The sequence below is a fragment of the Nostoc sp. UHCC 0252 genome (genome assembly GCF_034931145.1).
Classification (GTDB): Bacteria; Cyanobacteriota; Cyanobacteriia; order Cyanobacteriales; family Nostocaceae; genus Nostoc.
The window spans coordinates 1-17382 of the sequence record NZ_JAYGHE010000081.1 but is presented as its reverse complement, the minus strand read 5'-3'; the positions used below and the strand labels follow the sequence as shown (position 1 = coordinate 17382).

17 protein-coding genes are annotated in these 17382 nt (G+C 43.0%); 11 read left to right on the top strand and 6 right to left on the bottom strand.

All coding sequences use genetic code 11. The features are described from left to right. Window positions 1–171 precede the first annotated feature (171 nt). The 4 genes from purF (at window position 172) to VB732_RS29950 (ending at window position 3151) form a co-directional block, all read left to right on the top strand. Window positions 172–1671, top strand: a complete 1500-nt coding sequence (gene purF, locus VB732_RS29965) for an amidophosphoribosyltransferase (RefSeq protein WP_323234501.1) — start codon at window positions 172–174, stop codon at window positions 1669–1671. Between the two features lie 140 nt (window positions 1672–1811). After that, on the top strand, window positions 1812–2378 hold the full coding sequence (locus tag VB732_RS29960) for a Uma2 family endonuclease (protein WP_323234500.1): 567 nt from the start codon (window positions 1812–1814) through the stop codon (window positions 2376–2378). A gap of 78 nt (window positions 2379–2456) precedes the next feature. Continuing rightward, a complete protein-coding gene (locus tag VB732_RS29955) occupies window positions 2457–2738 on the top strand; it encodes a hypothetical protein (RefSeq protein WP_323234499.1) in 282 nt (93 codons plus the stop codon). Further along, the gene (locus tag VB732_RS29950) at window positions 2735–3151 is read left to right on the top strand and encodes a type II toxin-antitoxin system VapC family toxin (protein ID WP_323234498.1); all 417 of its coding nucleotides are present in this window, start codon (window positions 2735–2737) and stop codon (window positions 3149–3151) included. Before VB732_RS29955 ends, VB732_RS29950 begins: the two co-directional genes overlap by 4 nt. A 68-nt stretch (window positions 3152–3219) precedes the next feature. On the opposite strand, the gene VB732_RS29945 is transcribed toward VB732_RS29950, so the two are convergent. The 3 genes from VB732_RS29945 to VB732_RS29935 form a co-directional block, all read right to left on the bottom strand. Continuing rightward, complete coding sequence (locus VB732_RS29945) at window positions 3220–3501, bottom strand: hypothetical protein (RefSeq protein WP_163927717.1); 282 nt, start codon at window positions 3499–3501, stop codon at window positions 3220–3222. A 100-nt stretch (window positions 3502–3601) separates the two neighbouring features. After that, a complete protein-coding gene (locus VB732_RS29940) occupies window positions 3602–4648 on the bottom strand; it encodes an ABC transporter permease (RefSeq protein ID WP_323234515.1) in 1047 nt (348 codons plus the stop codon). A 66-nt stretch (window positions 4649–4714) separates the two neighbouring features. After that, a complete protein-coding gene (locus VB732_RS29935; protein WP_323234497.1) occupies window positions 4715–5233 on the bottom strand; it encodes an adenine phosphoribosyltransferase in 519 nt (172 codons plus the stop codon). A gap of 451 nt (window positions 5234–5684) precedes the next feature. Between VB732_RS29935 and VB732_RS29930 the strand changes: the two genes are divergently transcribed. After that, entirely contained in the window at window positions 5685–6311 is a 627-nt protein-coding gene (locus tag VB732_RS29930) for a DUF3038 domain-containing protein (protein ID WP_323234496.1), read from the top strand. Next, entirely contained in the window at window positions 6308–7738 is a 1431-nt protein-coding gene (locus VB732_RS29925) for a DUF4335 domain-containing protein (RefSeq protein ID WP_323234495.1), read from the top strand. Before VB732_RS29930 ends, VB732_RS29925 begins: the two co-directional genes overlap by 4 nt. A 28-nt stretch (window positions 7739–7766) precedes the next feature. On the opposite strand, the gene VB732_RS29920 is transcribed toward VB732_RS29925, so the two are convergent. Next, window positions 7767–10034: a transglycosylase domain-containing protein gene (locus VB732_RS29920; protein ID WP_323234494.1), complete on the bottom strand. Its 2268-nt coding sequence runs from the start codon at window positions 10032–10034 to the stop codon at window positions 7767–7769. A 431-nt stretch (window positions 10035–10465) separates the two neighbouring features. Between VB732_RS29920 and VB732_RS29915 the strand changes: the two genes are divergently transcribed. Then, entirely contained in the window at window positions 10466–11122 is a 657-nt protein-coding gene (locus VB732_RS29915; protein ID WP_323234493.1) for a hypothetical protein, read from the top strand. A 206-nt stretch (window positions 11123–11328) separates the two neighbouring features. Here the strand turns inward: VB732_RS29915 and lspA are convergent, their stop codons facing one another. Further along, the gene (lspA, locus tag VB732_RS29910) at window positions 11329–11805 is read right to left on the bottom strand and encodes a signal peptidase II (protein WP_323234492.1); all 477 of its coding nucleotides are present in this window, start codon (window positions 11803–11805) and stop codon (window positions 11329–11331) included. Window positions 11806–11899: 94 nt separating this feature from the next. After that, window positions 11900–12487 (bottom strand): biotin transporter BioY, encoded by a 588-nt coding sequence (locus VB732_RS29905; protein WP_323234491.1) that lies wholly within the window; start codon window positions 12485–12487, stop codon window positions 11900–11902. A 474-nt stretch (window positions 12488–12961) separates the two neighbouring features. On the opposite strand from VB732_RS29905, the gene VB732_RS29900 reads away from it, so the two are divergent. The 4 genes from VB732_RS29900 (at window position 12962) to pstB (ending at window position 16965) form a co-directional block, all read left to right on the top strand. After that, window positions 12962–14035, top strand: coding sequence for a PstS family phosphate ABC transporter substrate-binding protein (locus VB732_RS29900; RefSeq protein WP_323234490.1), 1074 nt, complete (start codon window positions 12962–12964; stop codon window positions 14033–14035). Window positions 14036–14249: 214 nt separating this feature from the next. Beyond that, window positions 14250–15179, top strand: a complete 930-nt coding sequence (gene pstC / locus VB732_RS29895; RefSeq protein WP_323234489.1) for a phosphate ABC transporter permease subunit PstC — start codon at window positions 14250–14252, stop codon at window positions 15177–15179. Beyond that, the gene (gene pstA / locus VB732_RS29890) at window positions 15176–16108 is read left to right on the top strand and encodes a phosphate ABC transporter permease PstA (protein ID WP_323234488.1); all 933 of its coding nucleotides are present in this window, start codon (window positions 15176–15178) and stop codon (window positions 16106–16108) included. Before pstC ends, pstA begins: the two co-directional genes overlap by 4 nt. Before the next feature lie 53 nt (window positions 16109–16161). Then, entirely contained in the window at window positions 16162–16965 is an 804-nt protein-coding gene (pstB, locus tag VB732_RS29885) for a phosphate ABC transporter ATP-binding protein PstB (RefSeq protein WP_229560037.1), read from the top strand. The last annotated feature ends 417 nt before the right edge of the window (window positions 16966–17382 follow it).

Here is a 17382-nt window from a genome sequence, read left to right as displayed (position 1 = left end):
GAGTATTTCCTCACTCAGAAATTAGCACTAATTATTCAGAACTATTAACGTCTCTGGGCATAATTACGGTACTGTTTTAATAGATGGTTAAAGATTTATTAAGAAATTAATAACCTCTCCATAAACATAATCCCAGTGACTTGACCCCCCCCCACCAGGAGCAAAGCTAGCATGATTTCGATTCATTCTGTCACTTCGGATGAATACCCCGACCAGACCAACAACCCAATCAATAGTCATGAAGATCAGCCTGACAAGCCAGAAGAAGCTTGTGGTGTTTTTGGCATCTACGCACCAGGAGAAAACGTTGCTAAACTGACCTACTTTGGATTGTATGCCCTCCAGCATCGGGGTCAAGAATCAGCTGGTATTGCCACCTTTGAGGGTACACAAGTACACCTGCATAAAGATATGGGCTTGGTGTCTCAAGTCTTTAACGAGTCCGTTTTGGATCAGTTGCCTGGTAGCCTTGCTGTTGGTCACACTCGTTATTCCACCACAGGTTCTAGCCGCAAAGTTAATGCCCAACCCGCAGTCCTAGAAACCCGTTTAGGTACATTAGCTCTTGCACACAATGGCAATTTAGTCAATACTGTGCAGCTACGTCAAGAGTTGATTGAGAAACAATACAACTTAGTCACGACAACAGACTCAGAAATGATCGCTTTTGCGATCGCAGAAGCGGTCAACGCTGGCGCAGATTGGTTAGAGGGTTCAATTCAGGCATTTCATCGTTGCCAAGGAGCCTTTAGTTTAGTTATTGGCACTCCTGACGGCGTTATGGGTGTTCGGGATACCAACGGCATTCGCCCTCTGGTAATTGGGACTTTAGCTGGTAATCCAATTCGTTACGTTTTGGCATCCGAGACTTGCGGTTTAGACATCATTGGAGCCGAATACCTGCGGGATGTAGAACCAGGCGAATTAGTTTGGATTACTGAAGAAGGTTTAGCTTCCTATCATTGGAGTCAACAGCCCCAAAGAAAATTGTGTATCTTCGAGATGATTTACTTTGCCCGTCCTGATAGCATCATGCACAACGAGAGTTTGTACAGCTATCGGATGCGGTTAGGGCATCAACTAGCTAAAGAATCTTGTGTCGATGCCGATATTGTCTTTGGCGTTCCTGATTCTGGTATTCCTGCTGCGATCGGATTTTCTCAAGCTTCTGGTGTAGCTTACGCTGAAGGACTGATTAAAAACCGCTATGTTGGACGAACCTTTATTCAGCCAACTCAAACCATGCGCGAGTCAGGTATCCGCATGAAACTCAACCCGCTTAAAGATGTGCTGGCGGGTAAACGAGTAATTATTGTTGATGACTCCATTGTTCGTGGTACTACCAGCCGGAAACTAGTCAAAACCTTGCGTGAAGCTGGTGCAGTAGAAGTACACATGCGAATCTCTTCGCCGCCAGTAACTCATCCTTGCTTCTATGGCATCGATACCGATTCTCAGGATCAGCTAATTGCTGCTACCAAGTCAGTAGCGGAAATTGCCAAGCAACTGGAAGTAGACAGCCTCGCCTATCTCAGTTGGGAAGGAATGCTAGAAGCGACACGAGAAGACACCAATAGTTTCTGCTCTGCCTGTTTTACTGGAGATTATCCCGTGGCGATTCCTGAACAAGTGAAGCGTTCTAAGTTGAGTTTAGAAAAGGTAGTGGTGTAGCGAGTGGGGAGTGGGGAGATGAGAGGGAGAATCAAAAATTAACTCTGCTCCCTGCTCCCTGCTCCCTGCTCCTCTGCCTCTTCCCAATGCCCATGCCCAATCCGTCTAAAATGGGTAAATCACCTAAATAAAAATGGTTTATGAACCAGCCGATATCTGAGAGAGTTCGCTGGACTACCGCCGATTTAGAGTTGTTTCCAGATAACGGGAACCGCTATGAGATTATTGACGGAGATTTGTTTGTGACCAGAGCGCCTCACTGGAATCATCAAAAAGTCTGTGTCAGAATTATTACTCCATTGGATACCTGGTCGCAAGCTACTTCTTTGGGACAGGTCGTACCTGCTCCAGGCATACTCTTTGGCGATAATGATAATGTGATTCCTGATGTTGTCTGGGCTAGCAATGAGAGATTGCCCCTGCTTTTGGACGAGGCGGGGCATTTGACTGGTGCGCCAGAACTGGTAGTAGAGGTTCTATCTGCTGGTATTGAGAATGAAAAGCGAGATAGGGAACTTAAATTAAAGCTTTACTCAGCAAGAGGTGTCAGGGAATATTGGATTGTGGATTGGCGCAACCAACAAGTGGAGGTTTATCGACGCGAACAAGCAAGTTTAAAGTTAGTTGCTACGTTGTTCAATGGTGATGAGTTGAACTCACCGATATTGCCTAATTTTACTTGTGCGATCGCATCCTTATTTACTTAATACAAGTTTGCATAATTGCCGTAACTTTTTACTATTGGGAATTTTTAATAAGTAGTGACGCACACAGGGCAAAGGGCAATGTCTCAGCAGTATTCAATTGAGCAAGTTCCTAAGAATCTGGATAAAATTTTTCAGGGAATTCAACAAGGCGAATCGGTACAAATTATGCAACAGGGGCAGCAAGTTGCTGTGATTCTACCTGCGGCTGAATATCAGCGTTTGTTGCATGGAAAGCCGGGTTTTTGGGAATCTGTGGAGCGATTTCGTCAAGAAGTCATGGAAGAAGGAACCGAGATTGATCCCGATGAGGTTTGGAAAGATGTACGCGACAAGTCTCCTGGACGAGAGATCATCTTGTGAGCCGCTTTTTACTGGATACTAACATCATCTCTGAGCCATTAAGACCACAACCGAATCCAGCAGTTATCCAAAGGTTGCAACGGTATCAAGGGGAATTTGCTATTGCTTCCGTTACTTGGCATGAATTGCTATTTGGTTGCTATCGTCTGTCCGCTTCTAAAAGGCGAGAGAGAATTGAGCAGTATCTCTTGCATATAATCCAACCAAATATTTCTATCCTGCCCTATGATAATGTGGGAGCCGAATGGTTTGCTTTAGAAAGAGCGCGACTGGTAACTATAGGAAAAACTCCCGCGTATCCAGATGGACAAATTGCAGCGATCGCAAAAGTAAATGGTCTGATTTTGGTAACAAATAATGTTTCAGACTATGCCGATTTTCAAGAACTTCAACTAGAGAATTGGTTTTGTTAGTTAAGTAGGTTACTTTTTTCAAGATGCCATTTCACTATTGGCAATTTTTAACAAATAGAAAGTACAGCTTAACTGTGCTGCAAAAACTCAACCTTGGGCAATAACGGGTCAGTTACAATACCCACACCGCTAAAACCCCAGCGTTTGAGCAAGTTTCCTAACTGTGTACGCGGAATAGATTCCACAGAGAAGCGATTGGCTAGTTCTGCCGCATGGGTGTTGAGGTAGCTAAGGGCATCAAAGTTTTCCTGAAACAGCAATAAATAACCTGATGTTTCAGTGTCAGGACGAGCTATGAGATAGTTACCGTCAGTTTTTGAGCGCACCAAATAATAGACTTCGGACAGCATGGAGATGGAGATGGGGAGAATGGGATAGCAGGGGAGGCAGGGGGAGAAGAATTAATGACCAATGACCAATGACTAATGACTAATGACTAATGACCAATGACTAATTAAGATTTTCTAGCCGAATGCGTGGATCGGCGGCTTTTAACATCAAATCAGCGATTAAATTACCAGCAATCAGCAACACTGCGCCCATTACCAAACTTGCCATTAACAAATATAAATCTTGAGCTTGTAAAGCCTGTAAGGTTAACCTCCCTAAACCGGGCCAGTTGAAGAAAAATTCGGCAATGAAAGCACCGTTTAATAAACCAGCTAATTCAAAACCCAATAAGGTAATCAAGGGATTTATCGCATTGCGGAGAGCATGAACGTAGATCACACGGTTTTCTGGCAATCCTTTGGCGCGAGCCGTTTGAATGTAATCTTGACGCAAAACATCCAATAATTCGCCGCGAGTGATGCGTTGTAAACCCGCAAAACTAGTAATTGAGAGGGCTATCGTGGGTAAAATCATGTGCCAGCCGACATCTAAGATTCTGCCAAACCACGTTAGTTCCGAGTGATTAATGCTAGTCATGCTACCTACTGGGAAGAAGGGCGAGGTAATTTGGGCGAAAACCAGCAGCGCTAAGGCAGTGATGAAACTGGGAAAGCCTTGTCCAGCGTAGCTAATTACCTGTAGAAGCCGGTCTGCTAGCTTATTTTGGTTAACAGCAGCAAAAATCCCTAGAGGGATGGCGATCGCCCATGTGACAATTAAAGATGCGATCGCTAATAACAAAGTTGCTGGTACTCTTTCCCACAACAGCGATGCTACTGAACGTTGATAAATAAAACTTGTACCAAAATCACCTTTTGTCAAGATTCGCCATAGCCATAGCCCAAATTGCTCTGGCCATGACTTATCCAGACCAAATTGCCGCTTAATTTCCTCAATTCTTTCTGGAGATATCTTTGGATTTTGCCGCAGCGTATCTACATAATCCCCTGGAGCGAGTTGAATAATGAAAAACGACAACGCTGATGCCAAAAGCAAAGTTAGTAATGCTTGCAATACCCGCTTTACTACATAAATAAAAGTTTCGTTCGTAATTAGCCTGATTAGCCAATCCCGACCTGTCTCTAACGAAAGTCTCGTAGATGTCATTTGTCCTTTGTCCTTTGTCATTTGTCATTTGTCATTTGTCCTTTGCTAATGACCAATGACAAATAACTAATATTCTATTAAAGAGATAATCGGCACGTCCGGCAAATATTTACGCCCTTCTAAGTCCCGTAGCTCGATAATAAACCCAAATCCTACTAATTCGCAGCCAATCTTCTGCACTAACTTTGCTGTTGCACTCGCTGTTCCACCCGTGGCAATCAAATCGTCCACAATCAAAACTCGGCTACTGTCATGCAAAGCATCTTGATGCATTTCCAGACAGTCAGTACCATACTCTAGATCATATTCAATTGAGTGAACTGCTGCTGGTAACTTACCTTTTTTGCGGATGGGAATAAAACCAGCCCCTAACTGATAAGCCAGAGGTGAGCCAAAAATAAATCCCCTTGACTCTATACCAATTACATAATCTGGCTTTATTTCAGCTTCATTGCATTTTTGTGTTAAAAAGTCAATAGTGTAGCGCAATCCCTCTGGATCGCGCAGTAATGTAGTAATATCCCGAAATAAAATTCCGGGTTTGGGAAAATCTGGAATGTCACGAACGAGAGACTTTAAATCCATAAAATGGGAATGGGGAGTGGGGAATGGGGAGTGGGGAATGGGTAAGAAGAGGAGCAGGGTAAGTATGGGGAAAAAGTATTGACCAATTCTCAATTCCCAATTCTCAATTCCCAATTCTCAATCCCCGATTCCCAATCCCCAATTTTCAGATACCTGAAAAATCGTACACTATAATGTCATACGCTGGGGGTCGAAGCTGAAGCTTCGTCTTTTGTTGACGATAATTAGAATCTAAACCAAGCTAGAAAAGGTATTGCATGAAAAAATGAGGTGAATTAACTTATGTTTTAAAACTTTGATTTCAATATAGGGAAAACTTTGAATAGAAAGAGTTAAGTAATGTATATATCAGGTAGTCATGCTACTGCTACAACTCTAATGCTCAAGTCTTGGCTACCGATCTTAAATTTGTTTTAACTAGTCTGTTGGAACCGCATAAGGTATTTATAGAATGAATGTCTCAGCAAGTTTAACGCCGTTCAACAGTCCAACTCAAGATTCACTGCCAATGATTCTGGACACTTTACCAGATCCTGCGATCGCCTCCAAGACTTGTCCTCGGAGAACGCGGTTGCAAATTGACCTGATTTTATTGGCAATTGAAGCTTTAGAGCTTGGTGGTTCGGAAGCAATCTTGAGTTTTGCTCAAGAGTTGGATCTAAAAGGAATTGTTAAAGACAGGGTGAATTTATGGCGGATGCGTAGCTCTAATCCGCTACGGAGAGCGCATATCCGTCGTCCTTTAACTATCATGGAAGCAAAAGCTCTGGTGGTCATTGCTTGCTACATAGCGCGACGTTTAACTGTTGTCATTCGCCAGTTACTAATGATCTGTCAACAAATGGAAGAAAAGCAGATTCCACTAGAACAGAATTTGCGTCTATCTAATTATCTAGAGCGATTTAGAGCGCATTTTAAGAGCCGGATGAATGCTCGACGTTCTGGTGTCCTGGCATTAACTTCTGATGCAAAATTAGATGAGCTAGCTATAAATTTGTTAGGACAATTACTATTTTGTACTGGTACAGCTGGAATGCAGCGATTCTGGATTAGTCTTTTTGACGGTGAAGTGGAATGAATATTCAACGTAAGTACAGCCTTCCTAATTGTACACTGCTTTTAGAAGGGTTAAGTGATGTTACTAGGGCTGCACACTTCCAAGAAATGCGCCCGGAATTATCAATATTGGTAAATGCAGAATGCTATTTATCTGGCTATAATCAGCCCCTAACGGGAGGGCGAGAATTTTTTGAAAGTTTGGTGAGGGCTGTTAGTGGCTATGCTCAAGAATTTTTAAGTAGTGTACCTAACCCCCAAGCACACAACCAAGAATCTGAGCTAGTAGAGTTTCGGAAAGTTGATATTAACCGACACAGATTAATCATCCATTCCGAAGGCACTCCAGAGGGGTTTGATCGCTCAAACAATTCCAAACGTCCGCCGATTGAAATAGATTTAAATACGGTGCAGTTGTTTGATTTAGTGGAAGCAGTGGATCAGTTTTTTGCTGATACCCAAACTTTACCTGAACTTTCTCTAGAACTACAACCAGTTACCAGACGCTATGGTGGTGCTAGTCAAGCTTTAATCAGGCAGGCTGTACCTGCTGCTGTAGGTGTGTCAAGTTTAGCAGTCGCTGCGATCGCCTTTAACTTGATTCCACCTCCCCAACTGCGTCCACCGCAGCCAAAACCAGATGAGCAAAGTAGCTCTACAACAAACGATATCACTCCTCCAGCATCAGCTGCTGCAACACCCATCGCTGCTGAAACGCCTACACCAACGCCCACGACTAATACAAAGCCAGCAGTTAAAGATTTAGAAGCACTTTTAAACACAGTTCCAGAAATTACCGATCCATCCCAATTACGTGCATTGAATCGTCAAGTTTACAACCAAGTTCATCCAGCTTGGGCTAATCGCTCAGGATTGCAACAAGATTTGGTCTATCGTCTGGGTGTAGCTGCGGATGGTGCGATCGTTGGTTATAAGGCGCTGAATAAAGAGGCGAATCTAGAAGTAGGTAAAACTCCTTTGCCGAACGTACTTTACAATCCAGCTACCCGTCCGACCATTTCCAATGAACCAATCGCCCAATTTCGAGTAGTATTTACTACACAAGGTGTCCTGCAAGTTAGCCCTTGGCGGGGATATGCTAGAACACCAGAGGTCGTGGGCACAAAAATTACTGACTCTAATATAGTCAAAAATTTAAATCAAAAGCTTTATAGTACAGTTCGGCAAACTTGGAGTGGTACTCCCACATTCACGCGAGATTTGAAATATCGGGTAGCAGTCAACAAAGATGGTGTAATTGCTGACTACGAACCACTCAACCAAGTTGCCTTTGACTATTTTCGGGAAACACCCCTTCCGAAGATGTTCAACGCTATCTACGGCTCTAATGTAGCAGCCCCCAACGATAAAGAACCCCTCGCCCACTTCCAAGTGATATTCAAGCCTAGCGGTAATCTGGAAGTTGCGCCTTGGAAGGGATATCAGTAATTGGGAATGGGGAATTGGGAATTCCCATTCACCTTGTAATTCTCCGCATATAATTTCCCCACAACTGAGCGGCTTGAGCGCTGCTACCAGATGTTGGGGAATTATTGTCGTTTCCCAGCCAAACACCAGTTACAAGTCGGCGACTTGGGATAAAACCTATGAACCATAGGTCAACGTTTTTATCTGTCGTGCCTGTTTTACCAGCTTCTCCTAGTCCAATGGCAGCACTACGACCAGTACCTCTGCTGATAACACCACGCATTAAACTAGTCATTTCATCGGCTACACCAGTTGGTAGAACTCGTTTGTTGGCATCTGGATCTTGGTCGAAGGAGTAGATTACACGGCAGGTTTTGATATCATTGCGATCGCTGCAATCACCACTATCTAAAATTCGGTTAATTGCATGGGGAGGATTCCACACTCCACGATTATTAATAGAGCCAAAAGCACCAGTCATTTCCAAAACATTGACCACACTTTGTCCCAGTACCAAGCCAGGAACTGGATCGAGGTTTGACTTGATTCCCAAATTCTGGGCCATCGCCACCACTTTATTCAACCCGACTTCTCTAGCAACTCGTAGGGCGATAGGATTTTCTGAAAGAGCAAGTCCGATGGCAATATCTAAACTGCCAGCACCTGAACGACACGGTTTGTAAGTGAAGCCTTGCCAAGTTAAAGGAGCGCAAGAATAACTTTTTGACTCTGAAATTCCTTGTTGAATGGCGGCGGTGTAAGCAAAGATTTTGAACGTGGAACCTGGTTGTCTTTTGGCTTGAACGGCACGATTGAACTGACTTTTTCTGTAATCAGTCCCGCCCACCATTGCGAGGATACTGCCTGTACTGGAGTCAAGAGTAACTACCGCCCCTTGAGAGAAATTAAAATTTCTGCCAGCGTTGTTGACTGAATTATTCAACGCTGCTTCTGCTTGACTCTGTATCGCTGGGTCAAGCTTCGTTTCAATGATATAATTCCCTTCGTTTGCGGCTCCCTCTCCCAAGATTGATTCAAGTTCGGAGAAGACGTAACTGTAAAAATAAGGAGCGATCGTCTTAGCTTGCTGTTCGCAAACTTTAGGACTAACTTGGACAGTGGAACGTCTAGCTCGGTTCGCATCTTCAGGTTTAATTTTGCCCATCTCCAGCAACCGCTTTATTACGCGATTCCGGTATTCAGCAGTTTCTAGCTTATTTGGCCCATCCCCACAAAAATCAAATGCGTTGGGAGCAGGTAAAATTCCCACCAAAGTTGCTGCTTCTGCCAAAGTTAATTCTTTAGCCGACTTCTCAAAGTAATATCGGGCTGCATCCTCAAAGCCAGAGGTATCTCCCCCTAAGAAAACCCGATTTAAGTACATCAGCAAAATTTCATCTTTGCTGTAAAAGGTTTCTAACTTCAGGGCGACAACTGCTTCCCGTAATTTGCGTCCAAGGGTATCCTGTCTGCCTACATAATCACGGAACAAACTGCGGGCAACTTGCTGGGTTACAGTGCTGGCTCCTTGCTGTACATCTCCGCTACGGCTATTGATCAACACGGCTCGTAAAATCCCCAGAGGATCAACCCCAAAGTGCCAGTAATAACGGCTATCTTCGGAAGCTACTACAGCAGATGGCAAATAAGGGCCAAATTCTTCTAAACGCTTCATATCTACATGAGAGATAGTTCGAGGCTCTCTCAGAGGGGTGGCTCCATCACGAGCATAAACAACTACTGGGGCGCGTGTAGCAGTAGGTAAAGGTCTAACTGAAAATTTCAGCCATTCTACGCCAATCACTAATGCGAATAGGGCACTGATACCGCCGATCCCATAAGCTGCCGAACTTGCTGCTTTGACATACCAGGCTGGCGGATCGACGTATTGCAATCGCACAGAAGCCGCGAGTTCTGGGGGGCCCAGAGTCAGAATATCGCCGTGACGTAGTTCTAGGGAATTAACACGACGCTTGCCGCGATAAATGCCATTGGTGGAGTTTTCGTCTTTGATCACGAAAACTGGTGTGCTATGAGTAGAATTCCGCGATAGCGATAGGTGAATTTGGCTAACAACAGGGTTACGGACGACGATATCGCTGGATTTGGAGCTACGACCGAGAATATAGCGATCGCCCAACAGTGGATATACCTCTGCTTTATCCGCCCCCGCATCCTGCACCCAGAGTTCCGGTACTTTGGCATTAGGCTTGAGCGCCAGTTTGGAAAAATCAACCCTAGCTTGGATAGTATGGACTGCTTGAGTCAGTTGACCAATTAACGTTTGTGGCTTGTGAGGGGGTTGGGGAGAACTCATCGGCTATTCACATCACACTTTTTAGTGAAGAATGGGGCGAATCAAAATTTAGATGTTAGTCTTTCATCATTTTACTCATAAGCCAAAGCATAAATTAGCCATACGGGACTTTTTGCTCTAATTTATACTTGAACTTTCTCGGCAATCTGAATTAACTTGTTATTTTTGTCACTTTTTTACAGAGACATAAAAATTTTTTTTGGCTCTCAAAAGTTTGTCTTATAAGCTAATACTACTTTAGTAACTACAAGCAGAGATTTTTAAATGGTATTTATAAACACTAGTTATTAACATACAATAGATTTAATTTTTACCAATTTTACATATCCACACATTCTGCAACAAACTTAAATATATTCATTTAGACAGATTTTTTAAATTTTATTGTCTGTTTTAATGGGCCGAGTGTTCCGTTGAGGTTAATTTTAGAAATGATGGGAAAATCTCTGACCATGATTGGTACAGCTCTATCTTTGGCGCTCACTGCTAACGTTGCTGTAGCCGAATCCAGTAAATCCCCCATAGCCCAATCCAGTAGCGAATCTACTAGCGCACCAACGGAAATCAAGATGTCGCCAGAAGGTATGAAAATTCTATGCAAGAATTTTCCCCTTAACTCTCGCTGTCCCGGCGGCACAGCACTGACCCCTGGCGCACCTGGTAGCACTACAGCACCAGCAGAAGCCACACCCGGTAGCACCACTGCTCCTGGTAGCATGACAGCACCAGAAACCGTTACCCCTTCTGAAACTGGAACCCCTGAAAGCATTCCAGCACCAGGAACTGGTATCCCATCCGATGGCGCTCCTAGCAACTTAACTCCAGCACCAGGAACTGTTACCCCCTCTGAACCTGGCGCTCCTAGCGACTTAACTCCAGCACCAGGAACTATTACCCCATCTGAACCTGGCGCTCCTAGCGACTTAACTCCAGCACCAGGAACTGTTACCCCATCTGAACCTGCCGCTCCTAGCGACTTAACTCCAGCACCAGGAACTGTTACCCCATCTGAACCTGGTAATCCTACAGAACCAGGTGTCAACTCTCCAACCCCCGGTACTCCATCTAGTCCTGGCACAGGTAATTAAATTAAAAGCTGGATACGATCTGAATATTTGCGATCGCCGATCATCAGTGCATCTTGAATTTCTGCACCAGTTATGGTAACTGGTGTAGAATACAAATCCAAATCTCTGGAATCCATAGATCAAGTCTTCGCACATAGGACTGAGGAATGGTTTCAGTAACCACTAATCAATAGCCTGGGATGATTAATCATCCCAGGCTTAATAGTTTAATCAAACCTGCTAGTTGAAGTTGGTGTTTTTTGGAAGGAAGCAATTAACAGGCAAACAATACCAATACTAATAAATGAATCTGCCACATTAAAGACAGGAAAGCTAATCAGGCGAAAATCCAGAAAATCAACCACATGGCCTAAAACAAAGCGATCAATACCGTTGCCCATAGCTCCACCTAAAATCAAGCCATAGCCCAACTGATCCCACAAATTTAATGTTGGGCCAAACAAAGCCAACCCTATTAATACTAGACTTACTCCTAAAGATAGCCATCGCAACCACTCTACTTTTCCACTTAACAAACTAAAAGCGGCACCAGTGTTAGTAACATAGGTGAAGTGAAATATACCATTTAAAAGTGGTAGAGTTTGCCCCAAGCTGAAGGTTTGCACCACCCAGTATTTTGTTATTTGATCTAAGAAAAAAGCTATGAAGGCAGCAATCCAGAAAAGGCGGTTTTTTAAGCGCATGAAATTAGAGGCTAGGGATTAAGGATTAAGGACTAAGGGCTAGAGAGTAGAAGTATTTAACGCTTCCAGCCTCTAGCCTCTAGCCCCTTCATGACTAATAAAACATTAAGTGACGTAATATATATGCTATTACAGTAACAGCACAGACTACAGTTAGTTGCCCTGGTAGTGCAAACCAAGAGTATTTGAGGATTGCTTGCATCAAGGGGAGATTTTCTGTACCTTTCCACTGAAAAATATAGCTAATAATCAAATAACTAATACCGCAGATGTGGAGAGTTAACAATCCACAGATGCAACTAAAAGCAAGAGTTTCTAGTCGAGGTCTAGCCTTAAAAGCGAATAAGCCACAAATCCAAGCTCCAGGAATAAAGCCTAATAGATAGCCAAACTGAGAAAGCTTAACATAACCTATACCACCACCATCAGCAAACACAGGTAATAAGGTTAACCCCATTACTAAATAGGCAATTTGCGACAGCGCACCGGCGTTTTTGCCTCCTAAACAACCCACTAACAGTACTGCGCCAATTTGAAAAGTGACACCTAAAGAAAAAGTCTGAATTCCGTGCTTACTCCAATTCCAAGGAAAGGTGATGCCATAAGCTTCTAGGAAGGTACCACCCATTGTCAGGAGTAAGCCAATCATAGACCATAGTAATTGATTGGAAGCAGCAAACATTTATCAGGCAACCAAGGAAAGGCAAAAGGGAAAACCAACAGCAACCAGTATAAACATTAATATATGAACTCTCCCACATTAGCTTTGCCTCCACTGCTAGTTCTCTTTAGAGTAAGGGTACGCAGAACCCAAACAGCAGACAGGGATTGCAATCTCACTGTGGAGTACCCTACTTTAAACCTGCTTCTTAATTGCTAATTTGTATCAGCAAATTCATTTAAAATATGCAGGTTCAAAAAATCATTTCAACCGTACCCAAATTATTTGCATTTTACTTTATTTATTACTACTCAGTGGTAATATTTGTATTAGGGATTAAAGTATTATGCTGTTTGATGTGTGCCTTTATTAACTTGAAATTTTATAAAGTATAAGTATGGATTTGATTTTCTTAACCATTTTTTAACCTTTATCTTACGCTAGGGTGTTAATGTTCATACTGTCAATCCATAGCATCAATTTATAAAGATCCTTATGTTCTCTTCAAAGGTGCGGTTTTTTGCTCCCCTAGTTGCTCTAGCAATTGGTATTAGCTCTTGCGGCGATAACAATCAAGCTTCTAATAACTCTAGCCCAGCAGCTGATGGCGGTGCTACCCCAGCCACCAATACAGCAACCGGATCAAACTTATCTGGAACGGTCAGGGTAGATGGTTCTAGTACCGTCTATCCTATTTCTGAAGCAATGGCAGAAGAGTTTCAAAAGGCGAATCCTGGGGTAAAAGTTACTGTTGCTTCCTCTGGTACAGGTGGAGGGTTCAAGAAATTCTGCGCGGGTGAAACTGATATTTCTAATGCTTCCCGTCCCATTAAGCCGGAAGAAGTGGAACTCTGTAAAAAAGGTAATATCGAGTACATTGAATTGCCGATCGCTTATGATGGTCTATCTGTAGTGGTAAACCCCCAAAACAACTTTGCAAGTTGCCTCAAAGTTGATGAACTAAAGAGAATGTGGGAACCAGCAGCTCAAGGCAAAATTACCCAATGGAACCAAATTAATCCGAAATTTCCGGCTCAGAAAATAGGTTTGTACGGCCCTGGTACCGATTCTGGTACTTACGACTATTTCACTCAAGCAGTTGTGGGTAAGGAAGGGGAAAGCCGAGGAGATTTCACTGCTAGTGAAGATGACAACACTCTGGTACAGGGTGTGAGCGCAGACCAAGGTGGTATAGCCTTCTTTGGTTATGCTTATTATGAGAACAACAAAGACAAATTAAAGCTCGTTGGCATCGATAATGGCAAGGGCTGTGTTCAGCCGAGTCCACAAACCATCGGCGATGGTACTTACCAACCCCTTGCTCGTCCAGAGTTTATCTACGTCAAGAAAACTGCGGCAACCCGTCCTGAAGTCAAGGCTTTTGTTGATTTCAATTATGCTCCAGCGAACCAAAAGCTAGTATCAGAAGTGGGCTATGTGCCTCTACCTAGCGACCTACTGACTGAAGTTCAAGCACGCTTTAATAGTGGAAAAGTAGGTTCAGTTTTTGAAGGTGAGGGTTCTAAAGTGGGCGTTACTCTAAAAGACCTTCTCAAGCAAGAAAAGTAAGAGTTGTCCACTAATTACTTTTTTGAAAATGTGAGTTTATCTGCACAATTTGCACTAAGCCCTAGTAGCTGGAAGTAGTAGCTTCTTATACTGATTTTATTTAAGGCTTATGGTCTTGAAAGTAAGCTTTATTTCCAGCATGAGGGCAATTTTCATAGAATGGTAGTGTAGCCATATATATAAAGAGAGTTTGAATTTATGAGATTGTCCGCAAATGACTTCCAACCCACCAAATAATTCCAACTTATGGCAGCCCAATCGGACTATGAGTAAACGGGTGGAAACTGGCGTTAGAGCGCTGTTTGCCTTGTTTGCTTTGGTATCGGTAGCAACCACGATTGGCATTGTTTTAACACTGATTTTTGAGACTGTTGAATTTTTTCAAGAAGTCCCGCTCTGGCGATTTTTAACAGATACACAATGGACACCACTGTTTACTAATCAGCAGTTCGGAATCATGGTGCTAATTAGCGCCACATTGCTCACATCTGTAATTGCGATCGCAGTAGCGTTACCACTAGGATTGTTAGCTGCTATCTGCTTGAGTGAGTATGCTCCAGCGAAACTTCGCAAATGGTTAAAGCCCGCCCTAGAAGTATTGGCAGGCGTACCCACTGTTGTGTTTGGTTACTTTGCACTATTCACAGTTACACCCTTCCTACAAACATTCATCCCAGGGATGCAGGGATTCAATGCTTTGAGTGCGGGTTTAGTACTGGGAGTTTCGATTATTCCTTTGGTAGCTTCTTTGAGTGAAGATGCTCTATATTCCGTTCCGCGTAGTTTGCGGGAAGGCGCTTATGCATTGGGATCAACCAAGCGGGAAACAATTATTTCAGTAGTATTACCAGCAGCTCTTTCTGGGATAGTAGCTTCTTTTATCTTGGCTATTTCCCGCGCCATTGGTGAAACAATGATTCTTACTATCGCGGCTGGTCAAAATCCTCAGTTGGGCTTCAACCCGCTAGTGCCAATTCAGACAATGACAGCATACATTGTCCAAGTCAGTAAAGGAGACACACCAGCAGGCTCACTCGCCTATCAAACTATTTTTGCGGTGGGTATGACTTTATTTCTCATCACCCTAGCCCTGAATATTTTTAGTTACTGGTTTGTTCGCCGCTTCCGGGAGAAATACGAATGACAAAGAGCAATACTGAGTTTACAAATCTGTCTGACTCTGGGGCAAATCCGAACTTTGATCTCGCAATCAATAAACGTTACAACCTTGACAAAGTTTTTGCGATCGCTACTTGGGTTGCAACTTCCTTTGCGTTGCTGGTGTTAGTTATTTTGCTCATAGATGTCTTAACTGACGGTCTTAGCCGCTTGAATTGGTCTTTTCTTACCAGTTTTTCCTCGCGTCGTGCCTCTTCTGCTGGAATATTAGCTCCCTTAGTTGGTACTATTTGGCTATTGGTAATAACGGCCTTAATTTCATTTCCTTTAGGAGTAGGCGCAGGAATTTTCTTAGAAGAGTATGCCCAGGACAACTGGTTTACTCGGTTAATTGAAATTAATATTGCAAATTTAGCCGCAGTACCGTCAATTATTTACGGCTTGCTAGGCTTGCAAATTTTTGTGCGGGTAATGGAACCAATCACCAGGGGACGCAGTGTGCTAGCTGGTGCTTTAACTTTAAGTTTGCTGATTCTACCAATTATCATTATTACCACTCGTGAATCACTGCGTGCTGTTCCCGATAGTCTGCGACAAGCAGGTTTTGCCCTTGGTGCTAATAGGTGGCAAATCATTCGAGAACAAATTTTTCCTATTGCTTTACCAGGTATCCTGACCGGTACAATTCTGGCACTTTCACGAGCGATCGGTGAGACGGCTCCTTTGATTGTAGTTGGGGCTGTTGGGTTCATTACTTTCTTGCCTCAGCTTTCTCCACAAGGATTGCAAAGTTCTTTTACAGCACTACCAATTCAAATTTTTGATTGGGTTTCTCGCCCTCAAGTAGAGTTTCACCAGAATGCTGCTGCTGGCATTGTTGTTTTGATGATCGTGCTGATGTTAATGAATTCAACAGCAATATTTTTACGCAATAAATTCCAGCAGTCACGCTAAATAAATCAACTTCATTTAAATGTAGATTTTCAGTATTAACCTGAAATTTTTGTATGGTATCAAGCTCAAAAACCGCTACTTCCGAGAATATTTTACAAGCTGAACAATTATCTGTTTTCTATGGTAATTTCAAAGCAGTTCGTGATGTTAACTTAAACATCGGCAAAAACAAAATTACTGCTCTTATTGGCCCTTCGGGATGCGGCAAAAGCACTGTTCTAAGGTGTTTTAACCGTTTAAATGACTTGATTCCTGGCGCACGTATTGAAGGAAGAATTACCTTTGGCGAAACCGATATTCATGACAAAAGAATTGATACAGTAGAATTGCGCCGTCGGGTTGGGATGGTTTTTCAAAAGCCTAACCCCTTTCCAAAGTCAATTTATGAAAATATCGCCTTTGGAGCCAGGATTAATGGTTATAAAGGTGATATGGATGAATTGGTAGAGCGGAGTTTGCGGCAAGCTGCTTTATGGGATGAAGTTAAGCACAAACTCAAACAAAGTGGTCTATCTATATCTGGTGGTCAACAGCAACGCTTATGCATTGCTCGCGCCCTCGCAATTCAACCAGAGGTTTTGCTAATGGATGAACCCTGCTCTGCTCTTGACCCAATTTCAACTTTGCGGGTTGAAGAATTACTTCAAGAACTGAAGTCACAATATACCATTATTATTGTTACCCACAATATGCAACAAGCAGCGCGGGTATCAGATATGACAGCTTTTTTCAACGCACAGGCGACAGAAACGGGCAGCAAAATGGGATATCTGGTTGAATACAACCTGACAGAGAATATTTTCAACAATCCTCAACAGGAAGATACCCGAGATTACGTCAGTGGCAAATTTGGATAAAAAAATATTTTAGGTTGTTGATATTAAAGCAAAGAGGAATACTCGGAAATTAAAGCTGTACGATATTCCTCTAGCTTTTTATTTGTTTTAGGACTTACGCACACTCTACGAATTCTTGGGGTTCTTGGCGTCTTGGCGGTTCGACAAATTAAGCTTTTCGGTAATTTTTGCGTAAGTCCTATGTTTGTCAAAGTTAGCGATCGCTTACACATAGCTCAGTAGTATTGGCTTACTATGTATTATCTATCTGTAACTTTTGTGATAACTACAGAGTAGACATTCCATAAGTAGATAAACAAAATTAATTACACAATGTCATTGCGAATGCAGCGAAGCGAAATGAAGCAATCGCAAAGGCTGGGATTGCTATCTCTACGAGACGCTCCGCGAACGCTTCGCTCACAATGACTGTAATTA

Coding starts and splice junctions, on each gene's coding strand:
- purF (WP_323234501.1), top strand. CDS start 172: ATGATTTCGATTCATTCTGTCACTTCGGATGAATACCCCGACCAGACC.
- VB732_RS29960 (WP_323234500.1), top strand. CDS start 1,812: ATGAACCAGCCGATATCTGAGAGAGTTCGCTGGACTACCGCCGATTTA.
- VB732_RS29955 (WP_323234499.1), top strand. CDS start 2,457: ATGTCTCAGCAGTATTCAATTGAGCAAGTTCCTAAGAATCTGGATAAA.
- VB732_RS29945 (WP_163927717.1), bottom strand. CDS start 3,501: ATGCTGTCCGAAGTCTATTATTTGGTGCGCTCAAAAACTGACGGTAAC.
- VB732_RS29940 (WP_323234515.1), bottom strand. CDS start 4,648: ATGACATCTACGAGACTTTCGTTAGAGACAGGTCGGGATTGGCTAATC.
- VB732_RS29935 (WP_323234497.1), bottom strand. CDS start 5,233: ATGGATTTAAAGTCTCTCGTTCGTGACATTCCAGATTTTCCCAAACCC.
- VB732_RS29930 (WP_323234496.1), top strand. CDS start 5,685: ATGAATGTCTCAGCAAGTTTAACGCCGTTCAACAGTCCAACTCAAGAT.
- VB732_RS29925 (WP_323234495.1), top strand. CDS start 6,308: ATGAATATTCAACGTAAGTACAGCCTTCCTAATTGTACACTGCTTTTA.
- VB732_RS29920 (WP_323234494.1), bottom strand. CDS start 10,034: ATGAGTTCTCCCCAACCCCCTCACAAGCCACAAACGTTAATTGGTCAA.
- VB732_RS29915 (WP_323234493.1), top strand. CDS start 10,466: ATGATGGGAAAATCTCTGACCATGATTGGTACAGCTCTATCTTTGGCG.
- lspA (WP_323234492.1), bottom strand. CDS start 11,805: ATGCGCTTAAAAAACCGCCTTTTCTGGATTGCTGCCTTCATAGCTTTT.
- VB732_RS29905 (WP_323234491.1), bottom strand. CDS start 12,487: ATGTTTGCTGCTTCCAATCAATTACTATGGTCTATGATTGGCTTACTC.
- VB732_RS29900 (WP_323234490.1), top strand. CDS start 12,962: ATGTTCTCTTCAAAGGTGCGGTTTTTTGCTCCCCTAGTTGCTCTAGCA.
- pstC (WP_323234489.1), top strand. CDS start 14,250: ATGACTTCCAACCCACCAAATAATTCCAACTTATGGCAGCCCAATCGG.
- pstA (WP_323234488.1), top strand. CDS start 15,176: ATGACAAAGAGCAATACTGAGTTTACAAATCTGTCTGACTCTGGGGCA.
- pstB (WP_229560037.1), top strand. CDS start 16,162: ATGGTATCAAGCTCAAAAACCGCTACTTCCGAGAATATTTTACAAGCT.